We start from the raw sequence: 20656 nt of genomic DNA on the forward strand, positions 1-20656 counted from the left end.
CAACCGGTTAAGTGGAGCCGAACGGCCTGAACCGTGTCCCGCCACCAGAAACTGGAGTCAGGTTGATACCAATCCAGACGCGAGGGGACTGCCCGGCTATCAGTTGTACGCCCGACCTCGCGATGGTTCTGGATATATCACGCCAATGTTTTATCATTTCGCGCCACACCTGGAGTACTTCAGGCATGTGACATCCTTACTCCGAGCATCTCAACCAAGCTGGAAAACGCGGACGCAAGGGAATAGCGCTTCAGTGCCAAACGCCTGATTCAATATCGGAAGGCAGGACATGCTGTGAAATAGCGTGAAACGCCCGCTTTCCTGGCGTCGTCCCGGAACGCACCCAACCGGTCATCAACGGGCCATGACCGGTCGTTACAGCGGGACTTGGCGTGAGCGGTGTACCGTATTGCTGTAGAGTCGATGTATTTCTATGCTGAGGCCTGATCGCGCTAACCGAGGAGATCGGTTGATCATGGCCCGATCTCACTGGCGTCCAGAAATTCGACGTAATTTCCGGTATCGCTCCCCCAGCTAAGCCCCACATTCGAAGTACACAAGCATCAGGGGAATACTGCCTTCGCTATCCACCGTAAAACTTGACAGGCCCCGCCAGCAACTTGTCATTTCAAGGCCTGACTCTTACCTTCAGTACATCGGCCTCATCTCATAACGAGGCGAACTGACTTACGGCTGACAACGGCAGCGCTCCGGGTATTGATTACCAATCATGACCGCCGCGTAGTTCTACCTTATGATGCTCCGCGACCAAACACAGGGCTGGACGTGTTTAGAACATTGCTCAAACTGAACAAACTGCGCCCTCCCTTCTTGCCGGTGGCAATCATTGATCGACCGCATTTGCTACGACAGCTGAATGAATCGATCGAGCGCGACTGCTTACTAACCCTGCTAAGTACACCTCTCGGCTATGGCAAGACCACACTGCTCGCCCAGTATGCGATCGGCCTCACCACCCCCTGGGCCTGGCTTCGCTGCGAAAACAGCGATAACACGCCCTACAACTTGCTTCTGCATCTGCGCCAGGCCATCGGCGTGCAGCAGCAACCGCCCCCTCCTACGGCAGCTGCCGAGACACAGATGTGGGCCGAGATCATCGAGTGCCTGGAGCGCAAGAACGAGCGCTTTACCCTGTTCTTCGACGACCTGCAGCATATCCGCTCGCGTTCAGCATGCCGCTATCTGAACGAGCTTCTACGCCATCCGCCAATTGGTTTACATATCCTCGCGGCCAGTGAAGGCGTGCCCAATTTGGCACTCAGCCACCTGCACCGCGACCGTCGCCTGAACGTTCTGGGAATACGCCACTTCACTCTGGATAGCGGGGAGGTCCACGCGCTCGCTACCGCGCACGGGCACTCGCTCAATAGCGACGCAAACTATCTGCTGCGCGCAACCTGCGAAGGCTGGATCAGCGGCGTGCTCCTCAGCTTCCCCAAAGATGCTGAGCAACCACTAGACCCAACGAACCAGATGCAGGTGCAAAGGTTTAATGCTCTGGTTACCCAGTTCTTCGAAGAGGAAGTACTGCGCTCCTTGTCTATACCGATGCGGTTATTCCTCAAAAGCCTGGCCGTGGTCAACGCCTACGATGCGGAACTCGCCGTCCATCTCAGCGGCCGCAACGATGCCAGGGCACTGATCCACCAACTACAGCGCCAAGACCTGTTCATTCAGCAACACGGCAATGAGCGCCTGAAGTACCGCCTGCACCCGCTACTGCGCCAGACGCTCTACCGGCGATTTCGTCAGGACGATCCAGATAACCTGAATCAGCTACATCAACGAGCGGCCCATTGGTTGCTGCAACATGAGTGCTATGCAGAAGCCATCTATCAGCTCGGCAGAGGGCGCGACTTCAACAGCCTGTTGACCGCCATCGAGCGACACAGTTTCGACCTGCTGCGCGAAGGCAAAATCGACGCGCTGGTTGACTTCTTTGCCGATATCCCCGGGCAAGGCGCCGACGATCATTTCACGCTGGCGATTACCGAGGCCAGCACAGTCATAGTCACCAATGACATCCCGCGGGCGACCGCCAGTTTGCGTCGCCTCCAACGACTGCTCCGGCACCAGATGCTGCCCGAACGACGAAGCGAACGGGCGCACCAGACCCTGGCCTTCCTGCGCAGTCGCCTGGCCTTTCTCGGTGGCAACTTCGCTCATGGCATAGCGTTGGTGACGCAGGCTCTGGAGCGCTATACGCAGATCAATGCAGCCACCGCCGTGCTGCTGTTCAACCGCGCCTCCTGTTTTTTCGCCTTAGGGCAATTGCAGCAGGCTCGACGCGACACCGAACGCGCGCTGAATGTGCTCGAGACCCTCGGTTTCAGCGGCTACATCAACCTACTCCACCTACAACTCGGCCTGATCGAACTTGCGCAGGGACAGACTGCTCGCGCCGATGAGCGCTTCGCCAATCTCGTTCGACAGCTCGCCACCGCTGCGCCACACGGCTTCTACAACCTGTTCCAGCATCTCGGACAGAGCGTCGTGCTATTGCTGCAGAATCAACTGCCACAGGCCTGCAAGCAGTTGGCTCAGGCTGAAGCCATAGCCCTTGAGGCGCCACACAGCGCTGCCCTGCCCTGGGTCCTGCATCATCAGGCCATGTGCCTGTCAGCTCAGGGCCAGACACACCAAGCGCGACTGCACTGGGACGAGGCGAGGCGCCTAGCCGGGCAATTCAAGCTGTTCGCCGTCTACCGGCTGAGCGGTGCATGGCGCGTACGCTTGGCGGTTCTCGAACGCGACCACGACTTTATCCACCACTGGTTTGAAGAGTGGCACCGGTGTCGGGGTCGGTGTCCAGACCAGTCCATGCCCGAAGAATGGCTAGCCTACGCATGGGTACAGCGCCATCTGGGCCAGCGCACCGTCGCGAATAAAGTCTCCAGCGACTTGCATGCGCTGGCCACCGCCGAGGACAATCAGCAGCTGCACATAGAGCTATACCTTCTGGATACCTACCTTCGTCTGGACGAAGCGGATCGCTCGGCGGCACTGCTGACCTTGGAGTCAGCAGTACAACTCGCAAGCCGTAATGGGTTCGGCCAGTTGCTGACACTAGAGGGGCGTCACTTGGGTGATCTACTACGCCAATTGGCTTCGCCATCGTTTCGTCGCCAGAACAGCCTAGAGCAGCCCTTGCCAGCACGCGAGAAACTCGCCGAGCTGCTCCATCTGCTGGTAGCACACGGCAGCACCAACCAACCACTGTTCGACCCCCTCACCCGCCGAGAGCAAGATGTTCTGCGCCGCATGGCCGAAGGCCAAGGCAACCAGCTAATCGCCGACGCCCTGTATATCAGTCTGAGCACGGTAAAGACCCATATCAATAATCTGTTCCGCAAGCTCGATGCCGTGGATCGAGAAGGTGCACTGCAAACGGCGCGAGAGCTGAAGCTGCTGAGCTGACTACCGAGGGTAGGGAAGCCAATCCCTGCCATCTCCACCCCCCTCCCTCCCAATATCCACCCGTGGTTGGACGCGCCCAACCGTCTCCCCTTGCTACAAAGCCGCCTCGTCCCTCTAGTCGAACGAGAACACCATGACCGACCAGTTGCTCAACGACCGCGATCTGAGCTTTCAACTGTACGAGATGCTCGACACCGAGGCCCTGCTACAGCGACCGCGCTATGCCGAGCATGACCGCGCAGTACTCGATGCCACGCTGAACACAGCCAGGGAGATCGCCGCCCAGTATTTCGCACCGCACAATCAGAAAGGTGATGCGAACGAGCCGACCTTCGACGGTGAGAAGGTCACCCTCATTCCCGAAACCAAGGTCGCCTGGGATGCCTTCGCCGCAGCAGGCTTCATGGCTGCACATCACGATTACCAGGACGGCGGCCTGCAATTGCCGGAAGTTGTTCTGCGCGCGTGCATGGCCTATTTCAACGCGGCGAACATCGCCACTGTCGGCTACTCCTTCCTCAGCATCGCTGCCGCCAACCTGGTGAAGAGCTTCGCCAGCACCGAACTGCGTCAGCGCTTCCTGCCGCCGATGCTCGACGGCCGATTCAGCGGCACCATGGCGATGACCGAGCCAGGTCAAGGCTCGGCCCTCGGCGACCTGCGCACCAGCGCGCGACAGGCCGGTGACGGCAGCTATCGCATCAGCGGCAGCAAGATGTTCATCTCAGGCGGAGACCACGAGCTGAGCGAAAATATCGTGCACATGGTTCTCGCCCGCATCGAAGGCGCAGCGCCTGGGGTCAAGGGCATATCGTTGTTCCTTGTGCCCAAGCACCTGGTCAATGACGATGGCAGCCTAGGTGCGCGCAATGATGTGGCGCTGGCCGGTCTGTTGCACAAGATGGGCTATCGCAACACCACCTCCACCGTTCTCAACTTCGGCGAAAAGCAAGGTGCTGTTGGATATCTGGTCGGAGAAGCCGGCAAGGGCCTCGCTTACATGTTCCAGATGATGAACGAGGCACGTATCGGGGTAGGCCTGGGCGCTGCCAGCCTGGGCTACCAGAGCTACTTACACGCCCTCCACTATGCCCGCGAGCGGCCACAAGGCCGCCTGCCCGGCAACAAGAGCCCCGCAACCCCACAAGTGCATATCGTCGAACACGCCGACGTACGACGTATGTTGCTGCAGCAGAAGGTATATGCCGAAGGCAGCCTGGCGCTGTGCCTGTATGCCAGTACCCTGGTAGAAGACACTCATACCGCACCTGACGACGAGCAACGCCATCGAGCGGCCGAATTGCTCGACTTGCTCACTCCAGTGGTCAAGTCATGGCCGTCACGCTATGCCCTGCTCGCATCGGAGATCGGCATCCAAGTGCTGGGGGGCTCCGGCTACACCCGCGAGTACATGCTTGAGCAACTATATCGAGACAACCGGCTCAACCAGATTCATGAGGGCACCGAAGGCATACAGGCCATCGACCTTCTTGCACGCAAGCTCGGTCCACGCGGAGGAGACGGCTACCCGCTATTGCTGGCCGAGATCGGAGCCAGCTTGAGCGAGGCTGCCAACGATAAACGCTGCACCTTACTTGGCACTGCTTTACGTAGCGCATTGCAGATCGTCGAGCGGGTCACCGCCGAGCAGCAGGCCCAGGTTGCCGCCGACGCAGATCTCGGCCTGAGCAACGCCACCGCCTATCTCGATCTGTTCGGCAAGCTGGTGCTCGGCTGGATCTGGCTGCGTCAGGCGCTGGTCGCCAGTAGGGCGCTGAGCGCAGGCGCAGCGGGCAGCGACGCGGATTTCTACCAGGGCAAGCTGCAGGCCGCGCGCTACTTCATGGACTGGGAGCTGGCTGGCCTGGAGGGTCAGGCCCGACTACTCGGAGATGGCAATCGAGTCTGCTTCGACATGCAGAACGCCTGGTTCTAACGCCCCCTCCCCCGCTCACTAGTTGCAGCACTCAGCAAGCCGAATCGACTGCATACGAAGGGCGGAAGCGAGGAACAGCTTCTTCAGGCAGACGCCACCTAACCCTTAATGATCAGGAGCCATTATGAGCGACCTTATCCATTACCAATTCGACGACGGCCTGGCCCTGATCGGCCTGACTTATCCACCGGTCAACGCGCTGAGCCAGGCGTTGCGCAGCGCCCTGAGTGCTGCCTGCGAGCGTGCTGCCAGCGATCCCACGGTACGCGCCATCATCCTGCACGGCTCACCGTTCAGCGCCGGTGCCGACATCGGCGAATTCGGCAGCGCGGCCAGCCACGCTGAGCCGTCCCTGCCCGACATACTGATGCGTCTGAGCCTGATCGACAAACCGCTGATTGCCGCGATCGACGGCCTGGCCCTCGGCGGCGGCCTGGAGCTTGCCCTGGCCTGCGGCTACCGCATCGCCGTGCCGGAGGCCCGCGTCGGCCTGCCGGAAATAAACCTCGGCCTGCTCCCCGGCGCCGGCGGCACCCAACGCCTTCCACGCCTGATTGGTGCCGAAGCAGCACTCGATCTGATTGCCTCAGGCCAATCGCTTAAAGCCGCCAAGGCCGCAGAATCGGGCCTGGTCGACCGCCTGGCGCGCAGCTCTGCCACCCTGCTGGAGGACGCCCGCACCTTCGCTCGCAAACTGCTCGCCGACGCCGCACCGGCGCAACCGAGCGCGCCCTTCTCCGAGCCGGGTATTAGCCTGCCAGCCACCTTCATCACCGACTACCAGGCCAAGCACGCAGCGCGCTGGAAAGGCCGGCAGGCCCCGCAGCGGGTGCTCGCCGCGATTCAGGCAGCCTGCGAGCGCCCCCTCGCCGAGGGGCTGCGGCGTGAAGCCGAACTGTTCCGCGAGGCCGACGCTTCGACGGAATCGGCAGCCCTGCGCCATGTGTTCTTCGCCGAGCGCGAAGCCAGCAAGGTGCCTGGAATCAACGCCGACACCATGCTACGGCCGATCACGCAAGTAGCGGTGATCGGAGCTGGCACCATGGGCGGCGGCATCGCCATGAACTTCGCCAACGCAGGTATCCCGGTGATCTTGCTGGAAGCCCAGGCACAAACACTGGACCGCGGTCTGACGCAGATCCGCAGAAACTATGAAATCAGCGTGCAACGCGGCAAGCTGAGCTCGCGGCAACTGGAACAGCGCATGGCGCTGCTCAAAGGCAGCCTCGATTACGCCGACCTGGCCGATGCCGACCTGGTCATCGAGGCGGTGTTTGAGAACCTGGAAGTCAAGCAGAACGTGTTCCGCACCCTGGATCAGGTATGCAAGCCCGGCGCGATTCTCGCCAGCAACACCTCGACCCTGGATGTCGACGCCATTGCCGCAGTCACCCAGCGCCCAGGAGACGTCATCGGGCTGCACTTCTTCAGCCCGGCCAACGTAATGCGCTTGCTGGAGGTGGTCCGAGCCCGCGAGACCGCGCCCGACGTGCTGGCCACCACGCTAAAGCTGGCGCGTCGGATCGGCAAGATCGCGGTGGTCTCTGGGGTGTGCTTCGGCTTCATCGGCAACCGCATGTTCGAGCCCTACTCTCGCGAGGCTCATCGCCTGCTGCTGGAGGGGGCCACGCCGGCGCAGATCGACAAGGTGCTCACCGACCACGGGTTGGCCATGGGCATGCTGGCCGTGCAGGACCTGGCTGGTATCGATATCGGCTACCTGATCCGCGAATCGCGCCGCGAGGTGATCGGCCACGACCCAAGCTACTGCAAGCTGGGCGACGAGCTGCACACCCTCGGCCGTTTCGGGCAAAAGACCATGGCAGGTTTCTATCGCTATGAAGGCCGTGAGCGCCTCGACGACCCCGAAGTCACTGCCCTCGCCGAGCGCGTGGCCGGCGAGTTGCACATCCAGCGTCGGCAGATAGCCGACGAGGAAATCCTTGAACGCTGCCTGTTTGGCCTGATCAACGAAGGCATCCAATTGCTCGACGAAGGCACCGCCCTGCGCAGTAGCGATATCGACCTGGTGTTTATCAACGGCTATGGCTTTCCGGCCTGGCGCGGCGGCCCGATGCACGAGGCCGAATGCATCGGCCTGGATCGGCTGCTGGCGCGCTTGCAGCACTACCGCCAGGCGCTTGGTGCCTACGGAGAAATGTGGTTTCAACCGGCCCCGCTGCTGCAGCGACTGGTCGCGGCCGGTAGGAGCCGCATCGAAAAGATCTGAGCCTGATCCTGCGTGCCCCTGGGCCAAGGGCGGGCACGCGGATTCCACTACCTGAAGGAACATCCAAAGCATGAAAGAAGCCGTCATCCTCTCCACTGCCCGCACACCGATCACCAAGGCGTTTCGCGGCGCGTTCAACGATCTCAGATCGCCGAGCATGGCCAGCCATGCGATCCGCGCCGCAGTCGAACGCGCCTGCATTGAAGCCGGCGAGATCGAAGATCTGGTCATGGGCACCGGCATGCCGGGCGGCACCGCCGGCTGGAACCTCGGCCGCATGGCCGCCCTGGCCGCCGGCTTGCCACTCTCGGTCAGCGGCCAGACCCTCGACCGCCAGTGCGCCTCCGGCCTGATGGCCATCGCCACCGCAGCCAAACAGATCATGGTCGATGGCATGCAAGTCACCATGGGCGCCGGCCAGGAACACATCAGCCTGGTGCAAGGTCGCCATCTGGAATGGGCGATGGCTGAACGTGACGAACTGGTGATGCGCAATGCCGAGCATGCCTATATGCCAATGCTGCAGACCGCCGAGATCGTCGCCAAGCGCTACAACATCAGCCGCGAGGCGCAGGATGCTTATTCCCTGCAGTCGCAGCAACGTACGGCCGCAGCCCAAGCCGCCGGCCTGTTCACCGTCGAAATCGTGCCGGTCAGCGCCCGCAAGAAGCAGGTAGATAAAGAAACTGGCGCAGTCAGCTACGAGGACGTCACTCTCAGCTTGGACGAGGGCAACCGCCCGCAGACCGTGCTGGAGGACCTGACCAAGCTCAAACCGGTTATCGAAGGCGGCTGTATCACCGCGGGCAATGCCAGCCAGCTGTCCGACGGCGCCAGCGCCTGCGTGTTGATGGACGCGCGCCTGGCTGAACAACGCAATCTGAACCCCCTGGGCCTCTATCGAGGCATCGCCGTGGCAGGTCTCGCGCCAGAGGAAATGGGCATAGGTCCGGTGTTCGCCGTACCCAAATTGCTCAAGCAGCACGGTCTTAGCGTCGATGACATCGGTTTGTGGGAACTCAACGAGGCCTTCGCCTGCCAGGTGCTGTACAGCGCCGAGAAGCTCGGTATCGACCCGGCCAGACTGAACGTCAACGGTGGCGCCATCGCCATCGGCCACCCCTACGGTATGAGCGGTGCACGCATGGTCGGCCATGCGCTACTGGAAGGTAAGCGCCGGGGCGTGAAGTACGTGGTGATCACCATGTGCGTCGGCGGTGGTATGGGCGCAGCCGGCCTGTTCGAGGTGCTCTGATGGACGCTCTGCAGAAGTTTTCCCTGGCCGGCAAGACCGTTCTGATCACCGGGGCCTCCAGCGGCATAGGCGAACACCTCGCCCGGCTCGCAGCCCAGGCCGGTGCCCTGGTTGTCCTGGGGGCTCGTCGCATCGAACGCCTGGAGAAAATTGCCCAGGATATCCAATGGCTAGGCGGCGAGGCTCTGGCCGTCGCGCTTGATGTGACCGATCGCAGCAGCGTCGAAGCTGCCTTCCATGCGGCAGAAGCTCACTTCGGCGTGGTCGAGGTAGTGCTCAACAACGCGGGCGTCGGCAATGGCCGGCGCGCCCTGGAAATCAGCGAAGACGAGTGGCGCGCCATGCTGTCGACCAACCTCGATGGAGTCTGGCGTGTCGCCCAGTGCGCCGCTCAGCGCTTGGTCAAGGCCGGTCGCGGCGGCAGCATCGTCAACGTGGCATCGATTCTCGGGCTGCGAGTCGGTAACGGCTACAGCCACTACTGCGCAGCCAAGGCCGGCGTGGTGCAGTTGACCAAGTCACTGGCGCTGGAACTGGCACGCCACCAGATTCGCGTCAATGCCATCGCGCCCGGCTACTTTAAAACGGAGATGAACGACGCCTACTTCGATTGCGATAAGGGCCAGGCTTATATCCGCGACGCGGTACCGATGCGCCGCCTGGGGCTGCGTCAGGAACTGGACGGGCCCTTCCTGCTGCTGGCCAGCGAAGCGGGATCGTTCATGACAGGAGAAGTCATGGCTGTGGACGGCGGACACCTGCTTTCCACCCTATAGACCCCTGACGCAGCGAAGCGCGCGAGGCTCGGCCCTTAGAGCGCATGGCTGGCCATCCCTGTACCCACTCGAAAGCGGCTCGCTTACGAGTTCCAGGAAGGCGCGCCTCATCAAGAGGCTGACGCAGAAAGTCAAGTTTATCTCTGCGCCATGCGCGCACTCTTGAAACATCCACCACCGTTCACCTTGCAGCCTGGCTGCTGGGCGACGCCAACGTTCCGCGAGGATCCGATGCAAGACCTGATGATGGCCGACTCCCTCAACATCACCATGATCATGGAATACGCCGAGCAGATAGCGGCCGATGTGGAAATCGTCTCGATTCTCAGCAACGCCCAACATCACCGCTATACCTATGCCGACGCATTCAGGCGCGTACGGCAGTTGGCCAATGCTCTGGATCATCTGCAGATCGATGCCGGCGAGCCTGTCGCCACCCTGGCCTGGAACGACTATCGCCACTTCGAACTGTATTACGCCGCACCCTGCTCCGGCCGTATCTGTCACACCATCAACCCGCGTTTGTTTCCCGAGCAGATCGCCTACATTATCCAGCATGCGCAGAATCGCATCGTCTTCCTCGATCCACAGTTCATCCCCCTGCTGGAACAGCTTCAACACCAGTTACCCGCTGTTCGCCACTACGTAGCGCTCTGTGCCGCGGATGACCTCCCGGGCTCGTCGCTGCCCAATCTGATCAGTTACGAAACGCTGATCTCCGAACATCCCGATACCTATTCCTGGCCCGACGTCGACGAACGTACCCCGAGCGGCTTGTGCTACACGTCCGGTACCACCGGCAATCCCAAGGGGGTTCTCTACAGCCACCGCAGCACCGTGCTGCACACCCTGGCCGGCAGCTTGCCGGAAGCGACCGGCCTGAGCGGCGATGACGTGGTTTTGCCTATCGTGCCGATGTTTCACGTCAACGCCTGGGGTATTCCCTACAGCGCCGCAATAGCCGGCAGTAAGCTGGTATTGCCTGGAAACAAAGCGGGGGACGGCGCAACCCTGACCGCATTGATCAACGAAGAGCGGGTCAGTTACGCCCTGGGCGTCCCGACGGTATGGCTCGCCTTGCTCAACCACCTCGAAACCACCGGCACCCATATCCCCAGCCTGCGCCGTGCCGTTTCGGGTGGCTCGGCCTGCCCACTGTCTCTGATCGAGCGCATGCGTGCTCAGGACATCACCCTCGAGGTAGGCTGGGGCATGACTGAAACCAGCCCCTTGGGCAGCTACAACCGCCACAAGTCCTGGTACTCGCAACTTCCCGAAGACCGTCGCAACCGGCAACTGACCAGCGCAGGCCGCCAGGTGTTTGGCATCCGCCTGCGCATCATCGACGACACCGGCCGGCCCCTGCCGCCCGACGGCCAGACCGCGGGAGCACTGCAAGCACGTGGTCCCTGGGTAGCTGCCGGCTATTTTGGCAGTGCTCCAATTGCTGGTTGGTTCGACACCGGTGACGTGGCCACCATCGATCCGCATGGCTATGTGCATATCGTTGACCGCACCAAGGACGTGATCAAATCGGGTGGCGAGTGGATCAGCTCGATCGACATCGAGAACGCCGTAATGGCCCACCCCGCAGTCCTGGAGGCCGCCGTGATCGGACTGCCCCATCCCAACTGGGGCGAACGCCCAGTGCTGATCGTCGTGCCTCGGCAAGACGGCGCTCCAGAGCCGAGCGAGTTACTCGAGTTTCTCAAAGGGCGCATCGCCAAATGGTGGTTGCCGGACGCCTGCCTGCTAGCCGCAACCCTTCCCCACACAGCCACCGGCAAGGTCAGCAAAAAAGAGCTTCGCGAGCAATACCGCCACATCCAATGGCCTGCTTGATCCCCCAGGAAGCAGCGTCGGGCCCGCCCCCGCCCCCGCTCTCACCAGTTGCGCCCCTTGGCACATGGCACTTGAGCGCGAGCCAAGGGCCCCCGTCACGTGGCGTCTGGTACAAATCCGCTCGACTCGCCAAGCACAACAAGACCGACAACCATGGAGAGACCCACTGTGTCACTAGCTAAAATTTCCCTACCCCTCAGCCTCGCCGCCAGCCTGGCCGCCGGAGCCTGTCTAGCCCCAAAGCTTCACGCCGCCCAGCCCCCCTCATCGCCCGCCCATACGGTCAGCGAAAGCGAAGCTGCGTTCAGGGCGCTGGCGCGAGACGTCTATCTGTACGCCTACCCGTTGGTGATCATGGACCTCACCATGCGCCAGGCGACCAATGTGCCCGACGCCCGAAGCGTGCCACGCAGGGCTCCCGTCAACCAGTTCGCCCACTACCGCAAATACCCCGCCGCCGATGCCAGAGAGGTGGTGCGCTTCAATTTCGATACCCTCTACTCCTTTGCCTGGATCGACTCCAGCAAAGAGCCCGTGATCCTGACCATTCCGGATAACAAAGGCCGCTACTTCCTGGCCCCGATGCTGGACATGTGGACTGACGTATTTGCTGTTCCCGGCACACGCACCACCGAAGGCAAGCCAGGCCACTACGCCATTACCGCGCCAGGCTGGGACGGGCAGCTACCAGAAGGCGTCGAACGGATTCAGGCGCCTACCTCCATGGTCTGGTTGATGACACGCATCCTCACCAACGGCCCGGCCGATTACGCCAACGTGCACGAGTTCCAGGACGGTCTCCAGCTCACTCCGTTGCGCCACTGGGGCAAGGATTACACCCCGTCTGACGACCAGCCTGTGAGCCGGGCAATCGACGACGAAACGCCCCCTCTGCAGCAGATCAATGCCCTGGACGGCGTAGAACTGCTGAGCCGTTTCGCCCAGTTGCTGAACGTTTATCCTCCGCATGCCAACGACTACCCCATCCTGCATCGCATGCAAGCGTTGGGGCTGAACCCCGGCAAAGACTTCGACACCAGCCGTTTCACTGCGGACCAGTTGCAGATCCTACGCGATATCGCCAAGCAGGCGCAGAAGGAACTCTATGAGGTCGTCAGCAAGGCCTCCATCGGTAACGTGAGAAATGGCTGGAACTGGGCGAACAACCTGGGTACATACGGTACCGACTACCGCCGGCGCGCCACCGTGGCGCTGGCCGGACTGGGGGCGAATCTGCCGGAAGACGCCATCTACCCCAACAGTTTCGTCGATGCCAATGGCCAGCCATACTCCGGCCGGCATGCCTATGTGATGCACTTCGAGGCCGGCCAACTACCGCCAGCCGAAGCGTTCTGGTCATTGACCATGTACGACCACGAGGGCTTCCAGGTCGGCAACCCGATCAACCGCTTTGCCCTGGGTAGCTACGACACGCTCAATTACGGAGCAGACGGTTCACTGCGGCTGTATCTGCAACACGAATCCCCAGGCCGGGACAAGGAAAGCAACTGGCTTCCAGCCCCAGCAGGCAATTTCCAAATCATGCTGCGGCTCTACTCACCCAAGCCAGAGGCGCTGAACGGCACCTGGGCCCCACCAGCGGTCAGACAGGTTCGCTGACAAGCGCTCTGGCAAGGAAGGCATGGAAGGGGCGACATACCATTGGCCAGAATGGGACAGCCTACATCAGCCCCTCCATCGCAACCTGCCATGACGATTTGAATCTGGATTACCGAGCCGGTCAACATAGCAGTCTCGCCGCCCGATACGGTGTTCGTGCGGCCGCAGGAGAGCGGATTGAAATCATTTATGGACACAGCTCAGTCGACATCATTTTCGACGACGCCCAACGCGAGGCGGCGAGCAAGCGGGCTGTAGACATGGTCCGCCCTTTCGCCCGCTCCGACACGACGGTCTGCGGATTCCGGCGCTACGCGACGTAGTCACCTCTCGCCCTGTGACTGAAAACACTCTGCTGATTGAACTGCCCCCCCAGCCCTCTCGAATGCCCCGGTGTGGGCGCTGTCAGTAACCCAGTCCCTTCATCCACGAGCGGCGTTTGTGCCAAGTGCGCGAGCGTGACCTACTGGATCAGTGGTTCGATGGGCGGCGTTCGCAATATTGGCAAGGTAAAGCTGGGGATGGATAGTGCACAGAGCAAGAACCCTGCCGGATGGAGCTCCACTACAGGCACCACCTTTCAATAGTAAGGGGCAAATTTACCGACACCCGTTTTAGGATAAATCCTATTAAGCGATTCGCACCGGAGTTGATAATATTTATCCCGCACAGTCATTTCATTTAATGGGTTGGCCACGGACGGCCACTCCACCAGCGAACTCGCTTCCCACGGAAAAAGGGATGACTGCCCTGCTGCAATCCTTTATTTGTACCGAAGTACATTTCTCTCCTCTCCTTCGGGCCGCCATCAGCATGTATAGGAACAGTTCCCTATCAAGCTGGTCGTGGCCCTTTTTTTCTGGCGCAAAACATCCACCCTATGGATGGCCTGAGGTGGCCATGCATTTCTGGCTGACTTCAGCCCCACCGATTTTGAAAGCGGCGAATCGATCAGAAACGATCAGGTCACCCGCTCATTTCTTTGTTATTAGCCGCTGCGAACGCCTCGCGGCAGCCATTTCTCGCATTGCAGGCGCACCTCTCCTGTATTGATCAGGAAGTGTCGGCGTGCCATCCACAGGCTCGACAACACGAACAGCGTCACCAGTTGCGCGGCGTTCTTTGTCAGGCCACGAAAGCACGTATTCGCATAACCGAGTTGGCGCTTGATCACCCAGAACGAGTGCTTGACCTTGGCACACATCTGAGCCCTGGCCTTCTCGATCTTGCGCCTGGCTTTATACCGCAGGCTGCGCTTGCCCAACTTCTTGTCTGTACTGCGGCAGACAGCGACCTGCCAGATGACCTCACGACCTTCATATTCAAGGCGCTTCTCGACGCCAGCGGCACCAACTATGTTTTCACCACCATACAGCAGCTTATCGACCCGAGTGATATCCGCCACGCTGGCCGCCGCCCTCACCATGCTATGTACCAAGCCCGGCTCGTCATCTACGCCGATATGGACCTAGGTGCCGAAGCAATACTGATTGCCCTTCTCGGCCTGGTACACCTCCGGGCCGCACTTACCATCCTTATTACTGGCCGAGGTAGGCGCATTGATCAGCGTGACATCGACGATGGTGCCTTGGCGCAGCGACAGACGTCGGTCTCCCAGATAGCCATTGAGTATGGCCAGAATTCCGGCAGCCAGGCCGTAGTTTTCCAGCAGACTGCGGAAGTTGAGGATGGTGGTTTCATCGGGAGTGCGCTCCAAACTCAGCCCAGCAAACTGGCGCAGGATCGTGGCCTCCTACAGCGCCTCCTCCATAGCTGGATCGCTGTTGCCAAACCAGTTCTGCATCAGATACACACGCAATATCGCCATTAGTAGTGGGGGGCGATCAGAACGACCAACCCCTTCCCTTCTACGGCACAACCTGATCCATCTCAATCAGGAAAACCTCCTTGCGCGTGTACTTGCGCCTGCCAGCGTACTCGGCGCCGGCAAAGGCCACCTGCTTCATCGGATAACTCAGCGGGGGATCCGGGCATGTTGCCAAATTCAGGAAGTCTTTTTTCAGACCATCCCTAGGTTCTGTACGAAAAGTACTGCCGTAGGCATCGCAGCGCGCAAGCCAGCGTGACCATCGCGCCAAAACTTCTGGCGAGCTTGTCGTAGCGGGTGCCGATCCTCCGGCTCTCTTTCAGCCAGCCAAACATACGCTCGATGATGTTCCGTTGCCGGTATTTCGGGCGATCAAAAAGCCTGGGTAGTCCTGGCTTGGGTTTGCGTTTCATGGTGCGCTGCGGAATTACCGGTTGCATGCGGTAACGGTCGCAGTACTGGCGCAGATGTTCGGCATCGTAACCTTTGTCTGCCAGTAACCAACGGCAGCGCTTACGAGGTCGTCCCGACTTTCCGGGGATACGCACCTGATCCAAGAGCGGCTGAGCATGTGCAATATCGCTGGCATGTCCTGGCGAAAGCACGAAGCGAAGAGGTATCCCACTGGCATCGCAGATCAGGTGAATCTTGGTGGTCAGGCCGCCTCGGCTACGTCCCAACGCATGGTCTACCGGTTCTTCTGGCCCCCCTTTTTCCCGGCGCCTGAAGAGGCTCGGGTTGCACGTACTGCAGTAGAGTCGATCATCCAAGTGTCCAGATCGATCAGGCCTTCCTGATTTAACCGGACGTGCAACCGCTCAAGTACTCGGCCAAACGTGCCATCGTCTCGCCAATCACGGAATCGTTGATACACCGTTGACCACGGGCCGAAGCGCTCCGGCAGGTCGCGCCAGGCGGCTCCAGAGCAAAGGATCCAGAAGATACCGTTGAGCAACAGCTGATCATCACTGCGCGGCCGGCCCATCTTCTGTTCCGGGGAAACTAGATCCTTGATCAACTCCCATGCTGCATCGGGGAGTTCGTAGCGCTTTGCCATGCGGGCCTCCAGCCAATCATGGCGGCAATTCTACCCGCACCGACTTTTCGTACAGAACCTAGGGAGCAGCTGAATTGCCCCAAAAAACTTGACATCCAGCGCCAACTCAATAGAGTAGTAACCGCATTAAACAATCGAATCTCGATACGATAACCATGATCGATTATGCACGCGCTTCTGCTCTGCATGGCCTTGCAGAATTTGCTTCCAAGCACTCATTGAATACTCAGTACCTGCTTGAGGCAGCTGACCTGCCAAGCGATCTGCTGGATTATCCGGATAGCCTGGTCCCCTATCGGAAGATCGCCAAAGTGCTGGAGTTGGGGGCAGAACGCTCCGGCAACGCCCTTTTCGGCCTGCAACTCGGCCTACAGCAAAATATCGCCGGCACCATCGGCCCCCTTCTTTATCTTGCGCGCAACTCGAATAACGTCGGAGACGCCCTTCGGGAGATCGGCAACTACTTTCACGTACATGCCAGTTCAGTCCGGATTCGCCTAGAGGTCCAAGGCGAGCTGGCGCTGTTTTACTACGACCCGGTCGAAGGAGAGGAAATAGCCAGTTCGCGCCCCATCGTCGAGCTGGTGCTCGGCGGCGGACTGCAACTCATGCGGCTGCTGCTCGGCATTCGCTGGCAGCCGCAGGCCCTGCTACTGCAGCACGCCCCCGTGCGCGACCCACAAAGCTACAGCCGTATTCTCGGCGTGGCTCCGCAATTCAATGCCCCCCTCAATGCCTGGATCTTCGATGCCAAGCTGCTTGACGTCCCGCTGAGCTCAGCTGACCCCGAGCTCAAGCGCCTGGTTCAGCAACACCTCGAGGCCCTGGGGCGAATCTCCACCCAGGATCTACCCGCCCATGTCCAACAGGTTATCCGCAAGTTCCTCCCACAGGGGCGCGTCGCCATTGAGCAGATCGCCGATTACCTGTCGCTGAGCACCCGCACCCTGCAGCGCTACCTCAAGGAAGAGAATACCTCGTTCAACCTAATTCTCGACCAAACCCGTATGGCTATGGCGAACCGCTACCTCAACGACTCCGAGATCAACCTGACGCAACTCTCCGAAATTCTCGGCTACTCCGAGCTGAGCGCTTTCTCGCGAGCCTTCAGTCGCTGGTTCGGCGTCAGCCCGCGGGAGTGGAAGAAACGCCAAGGGCAAGGAAAGTCCCGTAGGCTGATAGGGCACATACAACGAAAGCGTCCATCAGATTTATGAGGCAGTCCTCGGCTACTGTCACTGACGAGAAATCTCGATCAACGCTTTGCCCCCAGACGCAGGCTCATGGTCACCAAGCGCTGGTACAGCGCTGGCAGCAAACGCAGGGTTAGTTCGATGGCATGAGCATCGGCTCCGATCAGAATGCGTCGACGGTCGCGCCGTACCCCTTGCAAGATGACCTGGGCGGCCCTTTGCGCAGTCGTCCGCAACATCTGCTCGTTGAATGTCTGACGAGTCGCACCGATGTCCTGGCCGGTAACCTTTGCCATGCTATCGTTCATTCGTGCACGATTGCCGATATCCGTCTTGATCCCACCGGGATGCACACAGCTCGCCGAAACCCCGCAGCGCTCCAGATCCAACTCCTGGCGCAAAGATTCGGTAAAACCACGAACAGCGAATTTGGTAGCGTTGTAAGCGCTCATGCCAGGCTGGGCAAACAGGCCGAAGATGCTGGAGATATTCACAATATGGCCTTCGCCCGAAGCCTTGATATGCGGCAGGAAGGCTTTGGTTCCATGCACTACGCCCCAGAAGTTGATATTCGTGATCCACTCATACTCGTCATAACCGCTGCCCTCCACTGTCCCGGCATGGGCAACCCCCGCGTTGTTGAAGATCAGGTTCACCTGCCCATGCCGTCTGACCACCTCATCGGCCCAGCCATGAACTTCCTCCCTGCAGGCGACATCGACCACCTCGGTCGAGATCTGCACGTCCTTGAAACGGCTCGCCAGAGCGCACCTGGTTTCCTCCAACCCCGTCGCGCTGATATCGGACAATGCAAGATGGCATCCCCGGCTGGCCAGTTCGTATGCCAGCGCTCGACCAATGCCTGAGCCTGCCCCGGTGATCGCAGCGACTTTGTTTCTGAACGTTCTCATGGGGGTTACTTCCTGAGTGGAGTATTCGGGGACGCTGCGCTCACAGCCCCACTGTACGACGCAACTGCAGAAGGAAAAACACGGCGACCTAGGAGGTGCTGCCGACGACGCCGTTCTCTACAGGGCATTTGGAAAGAATCCAGGCCGCCACGTTGTAGGCACGTAGATTCCAATCGGACTCCCCGAGCAACCAATGCCCATGCGAGGGATACTCCCAATAGTCCAGACGACCACCGTACCAACGCACCATGCGGCGACTCACCGACCTGGGAATGATTCGGTCCTGCCCTCCGGCCAGGCTGAGCATGGGGCAAGTGATGCTGTCTTTGTGCACACGGTTCGAATGCGACAGGTTCAGGCGCCCAAAGCCAACCTCATAAGCCACCATGCCCGACTCAGCAATCAGGAGCTCATAGAGCGCAGCACGCTCATCCGCCCCGACCCGGTTGAATATGAGGTAGTTCGCCTCCCAGGGCGAAAGCCGAAACGATCTACGCCACAGCGCCCACTTGCCGAAGTGACGCACCAGGCCAGGCAACATCGACAGCCGTAATGGGAAAATCTGAGCAGGCGCCGCACTATTGATCATGACCAAACCTGCAATCTTCAATCTCTGCGCCACCAACTGCCCGATCAGCCCGCCCAGCGAATGACCGAGCAGGACGGGCCGATGAAGCCTTGTCACCGCATCCACAACAGCATCGACATAGTGCTGGAGGGCCATGCCCTGCAACAGAACGTCCGAGCCACGCTCCTCGTGACCGGGTAGATCGATGGCATGGCAACGAAAGCCCATCTGTCGGAACAACGAAGTCCACCCTTCCCAAACGGTGTGACGGGACCACATCCCGTGGATGAAAACAATATCGGGCTTCTCGCTCATAGACTCCACCAGCGTGTCAATTGGTAATCACCCCCGCACTTACGCCCCCAGCCTCAATAGATCGCCGAGGACGATGATAGATACGAGTACGAGGCCAGAGGGTTTCAGGCGCCTTTGAACTCCAGCGCAGCATCCTCGATGGGCTGGCCCAACAACATAGCCCGATCACGTTCAAAGTCATGTAGCACCCGCCACGGCCAGCCACGCCCTTGGCGCGGCAGGATGGCCTCGCCTCGCTTGATGTATCCCGACTGCAGCGACCCAAGAACGGTCTCCTGCACCTGCACCTCCCCGACAGGAGCCCTCGGGGTCACTACTTTCAGGTTCCGGCTTCGCATGTAGTTGAACAAGCGACACAGGTAGGCGGCGGTGATATCGACCTTCAGCGTCCAGGGGGCGTTGGTGTATCCGAAGACGAAGCCCATGTTGGGAATGTCCTGCAACATCGCTCCCTTGTAGGTCATCAGCCTGCCCAAGGAGCGCGGCTCACCGTCTACGACCAACTCCATGCCGCCGCAGGTCTGCAGCTTCAATCCGGTGGCCGTAACGATGATGTCGGCCTTCAGTTCCTTTCCGGAGTGGAGCTTGATACCGGTCTCGGTGAAGGACTCGATGGTGTCTGTCTCGATAGACGCCCTCCCCTCCCTCAAAGCTTTGAAAAGGTCAGCGTCCGGCACTGCGCAGATACGTTCGTCCCAGGGTTGATACCTGGGCGTGAAGTGCCGCATGTCAAAATCCTTGCCAACTTGCTTCTTCACACCCGACAGCAACCAGGATCGGACCAGGTTCGGCCATCGCTTCGAGGCCTTGTAGAGCTGTCGCTGCAAGACGATATTGCGCTTGCGGGCCAAACCGTAGACCAGAGACTCCGGCAGAAAGCGCCGCAACACCGAAGAAAGCTTGTCACGCCCGGGAACACTGAAGACATAGCTGGGAGAGCGCTGCAGCATTGTTACGTGCTCAGCGCTCTCGGCCATCGATGGAACCAGGGTGACCGCCGTTGCCCCGCTACCGATCACGACGACACGCTTGCCCCGGTAATCCAGGTTCTCCGGCCAATGCTGCGGATGGATGCGCAATCCCTGAAAGCGCTCCTCACTCGGGAAATCCGGCAGAAAGCCCTGATCGTAGTCGTAGTAGCCGGTGCAGCTCACCAAGTAGTTGCAGGTGAAACCGAGGAACTCTCCGGTGTCCTCGTCCTGGCACTCCAGCGACCAACGTTGCTGCTCGCTGGACCAGTCGGCCCTGATCGTCCTCAGGCCGAAATGGATCTTCTGCTCGATGCCGTACTCACGGGCAGTATCGACGATGTAACGACGAATCGCCGGCCCGTCAGCCAACACCTTCAGCTCATTCCATGGGCGGAAGGAGTAGCCAAAGCTGAACATGTCGGAATCGGAGCGGATGCCGGGATAACGGAACAAATCCCAGGTTCCCCCGATCGCCTTGCGACGCTCGATGATGGCAATCCGCGCATAGGGCATTTCCTTGGCCATGTGGCAAGCTGTTCCTATGCCGGACAGTCCGGCCCCGACGATCAGGACATCGTAGTGCTGCTTCATTGGACACTCCTCGCTCTTATAGCTGTTCTAAGAGGGAGTATCGGCCGCCCCACATCGCGACTTTTGACCTTAGCCGCCAACAACCTGACATAAAATGACAGGTGTCGGTAACAATCGATCCTCAG

Annotated in this window: 12 protein-coding genes and 1 pseudogene; 8 read left to right on the top strand and 5 right to left on the bottom strand. The window is 60.2% G+C overall.

The window, feature by feature from the left end; all coding sequences use genetic code 11:
* Positions 1 to 798 precede the first annotated feature (798 nt).
* From EA796_RS20575 to EA796_RS20605, 7 genes are all read left to right on the top strand, one after another.
* Positions 799 to 3438, top strand: a complete 2640-nt coding sequence (locus tag EA796_RS20575; protein WP_147459067.1) for a LuxR C-terminal-related transcriptional regulator — start codon at positions 799 to 801, stop codon at positions 3436 to 3438.
* A gap of 133 nt (positions 3439 to 3571) precedes the next feature.
* Positions 3572 to 5374, top strand: a complete 1803-nt coding sequence (locus tag EA796_RS20580; RefSeq protein WP_122109954.1) for an acyl-CoA dehydrogenase — start codon at positions 3572 to 3574, stop codon at positions 5372 to 5374.
* Between the two features lie 124 nt (positions 5375 to 5498).
* Positions 5499 to 7604: a 3-hydroxyacyl-CoA dehydrogenase NAD-binding domain-containing protein gene (locus tag EA796_RS20585; RefSeq protein ID WP_122109955.1), complete on the top strand. Its 2106-nt coding sequence runs from the start codon at positions 5499 to 5501 to the stop codon at positions 7602 to 7604.
* Positions 7605 to 7674: 70 nt separating this feature from the next.
* On the top strand, positions 7675 to 8859 hold the full coding sequence (locus EA796_RS20590) for an acetyl-CoA C-acyltransferase (RefSeq protein ID WP_122109956.1): 1185 nt from the start codon (positions 7675 to 7677) through the stop codon (positions 8857 to 8859).
* On the top strand, positions 8859 to 9635 hold the full coding sequence (locus EA796_RS20595) for an SDR family NAD(P)-dependent oxidoreductase (RefSeq protein ID WP_122109957.1): 777 nt from the start codon (positions 8859 to 8861) through the stop codon (positions 9633 to 9635). Before EA796_RS20590 ends, EA796_RS20595 begins: the two co-directional genes overlap by 1 nt.
* A 231-nt stretch (positions 9636 to 9866) precedes the next feature.
* Complete coding sequence (locus tag EA796_RS20600; RefSeq protein ID WP_122109958.1) at positions 9867 to 11477, top strand: long-chain fatty acid--CoA ligase; 1611 nt, start codon at positions 9867 to 9869, stop codon at positions 11475 to 11477.
* A 153-nt stretch (positions 11478 to 11630) separates the two neighbouring features.
* On the top strand, positions 11631 to 13097 hold the full coding sequence (locus EA796_RS20605) for a DUF1254 domain-containing protein (protein WP_122109959.1): 1467 nt from the start codon (positions 11631 to 11633) through the stop codon (positions 13095 to 13097).
* A 988-nt stretch (positions 13098 to 14085) separates the two neighbouring features.
* On the opposite strand, the pseudogene EA796_RS20610 reads toward EA796_RS20605, so the two are convergent.
* Together EA796_RS20610 and EA796_RS20615 are read right to left on the bottom strand one after the other, a co-directional pair.
* Positions 14086 to 15064 (bottom strand): annotated as a pseudogene (locus EA796_RS20610) (IS5 family transposase).
* 64 nt (positions 15065 to 15128) lie between these two features.
* Positions 15129 to 15982 (bottom strand): IS5 family transposase gene (locus EA796_RS20615; protein WP_122109960.1). Its coding sequence is split into 2 segments (ribosomal slippage): positions 15129 to 15640 and positions 15640 to 15982, totalling 855 coding nucleotides; the frame shifts between segments, so codons are not numbered across the junction.
* A gap of 155 nt (positions 15983 to 16137) precedes the next feature.
* On the opposite strand from EA796_RS20615, the gene EA796_RS20620 reads away from it, so the two are divergent.
* A complete protein-coding gene (locus EA796_RS20620; protein WP_122109961.1) occupies positions 16138 to 17199 on the top strand; it encodes an AraC family transcriptional regulator in 1062 nt (353 codons plus the stop codon).
* 38 nt (positions 17200 to 17237) lie between these two features.
* Here the strand turns inward: EA796_RS20620 and EA796_RS20625 are convergent, their stop codons facing one another.
* The 3 genes from EA796_RS20625 to EA796_RS20635 all read right to left on the bottom strand — a co-directional run bounded on the left by EA796_RS20625 (position 17238) and on the right by EA796_RS20635 (position 20531).
* Positions 17238 to 18086 (bottom strand): SDR family oxidoreductase, encoded by an 849-nt coding sequence (locus EA796_RS20625; RefSeq protein WP_122109962.1) that lies wholly within the window; start codon positions 18084 to 18086, stop codon positions 17238 to 17240.
* A gap of 88 nt (positions 18087 to 18174) precedes the next feature.
* Positions 18175 to 18969 carry an alpha/beta fold hydrolase gene (locus tag EA796_RS20630; protein ID WP_122109963.1) on the bottom strand — a complete coding sequence of 265 codons (795 nt, stop codon included), beginning with the start codon at positions 18967 to 18969 and terminating at the stop codon, positions 18175 to 18177.
* 104 nt (positions 18970 to 19073) lie between these two features.
* Complete coding sequence (locus EA796_RS20635) at positions 19074 to 20531, bottom strand: NAD(P)/FAD-dependent oxidoreductase (RefSeq protein WP_122109964.1); 1458 nt, start codon at positions 20529 to 20531, stop codon at positions 19074 to 19076.
* Positions 20532 to 20656: the final 125 nt, after the last annotated feature.

This window comes from Pseudomonas sp. AOB-7 (assembly GCF_003696305.1).
Lineage (GTDB): Bacteria > Pseudomonadota > Gammaproteobacteria > Pseudomonadales > Pseudomonadaceae > Aquipseudomonas.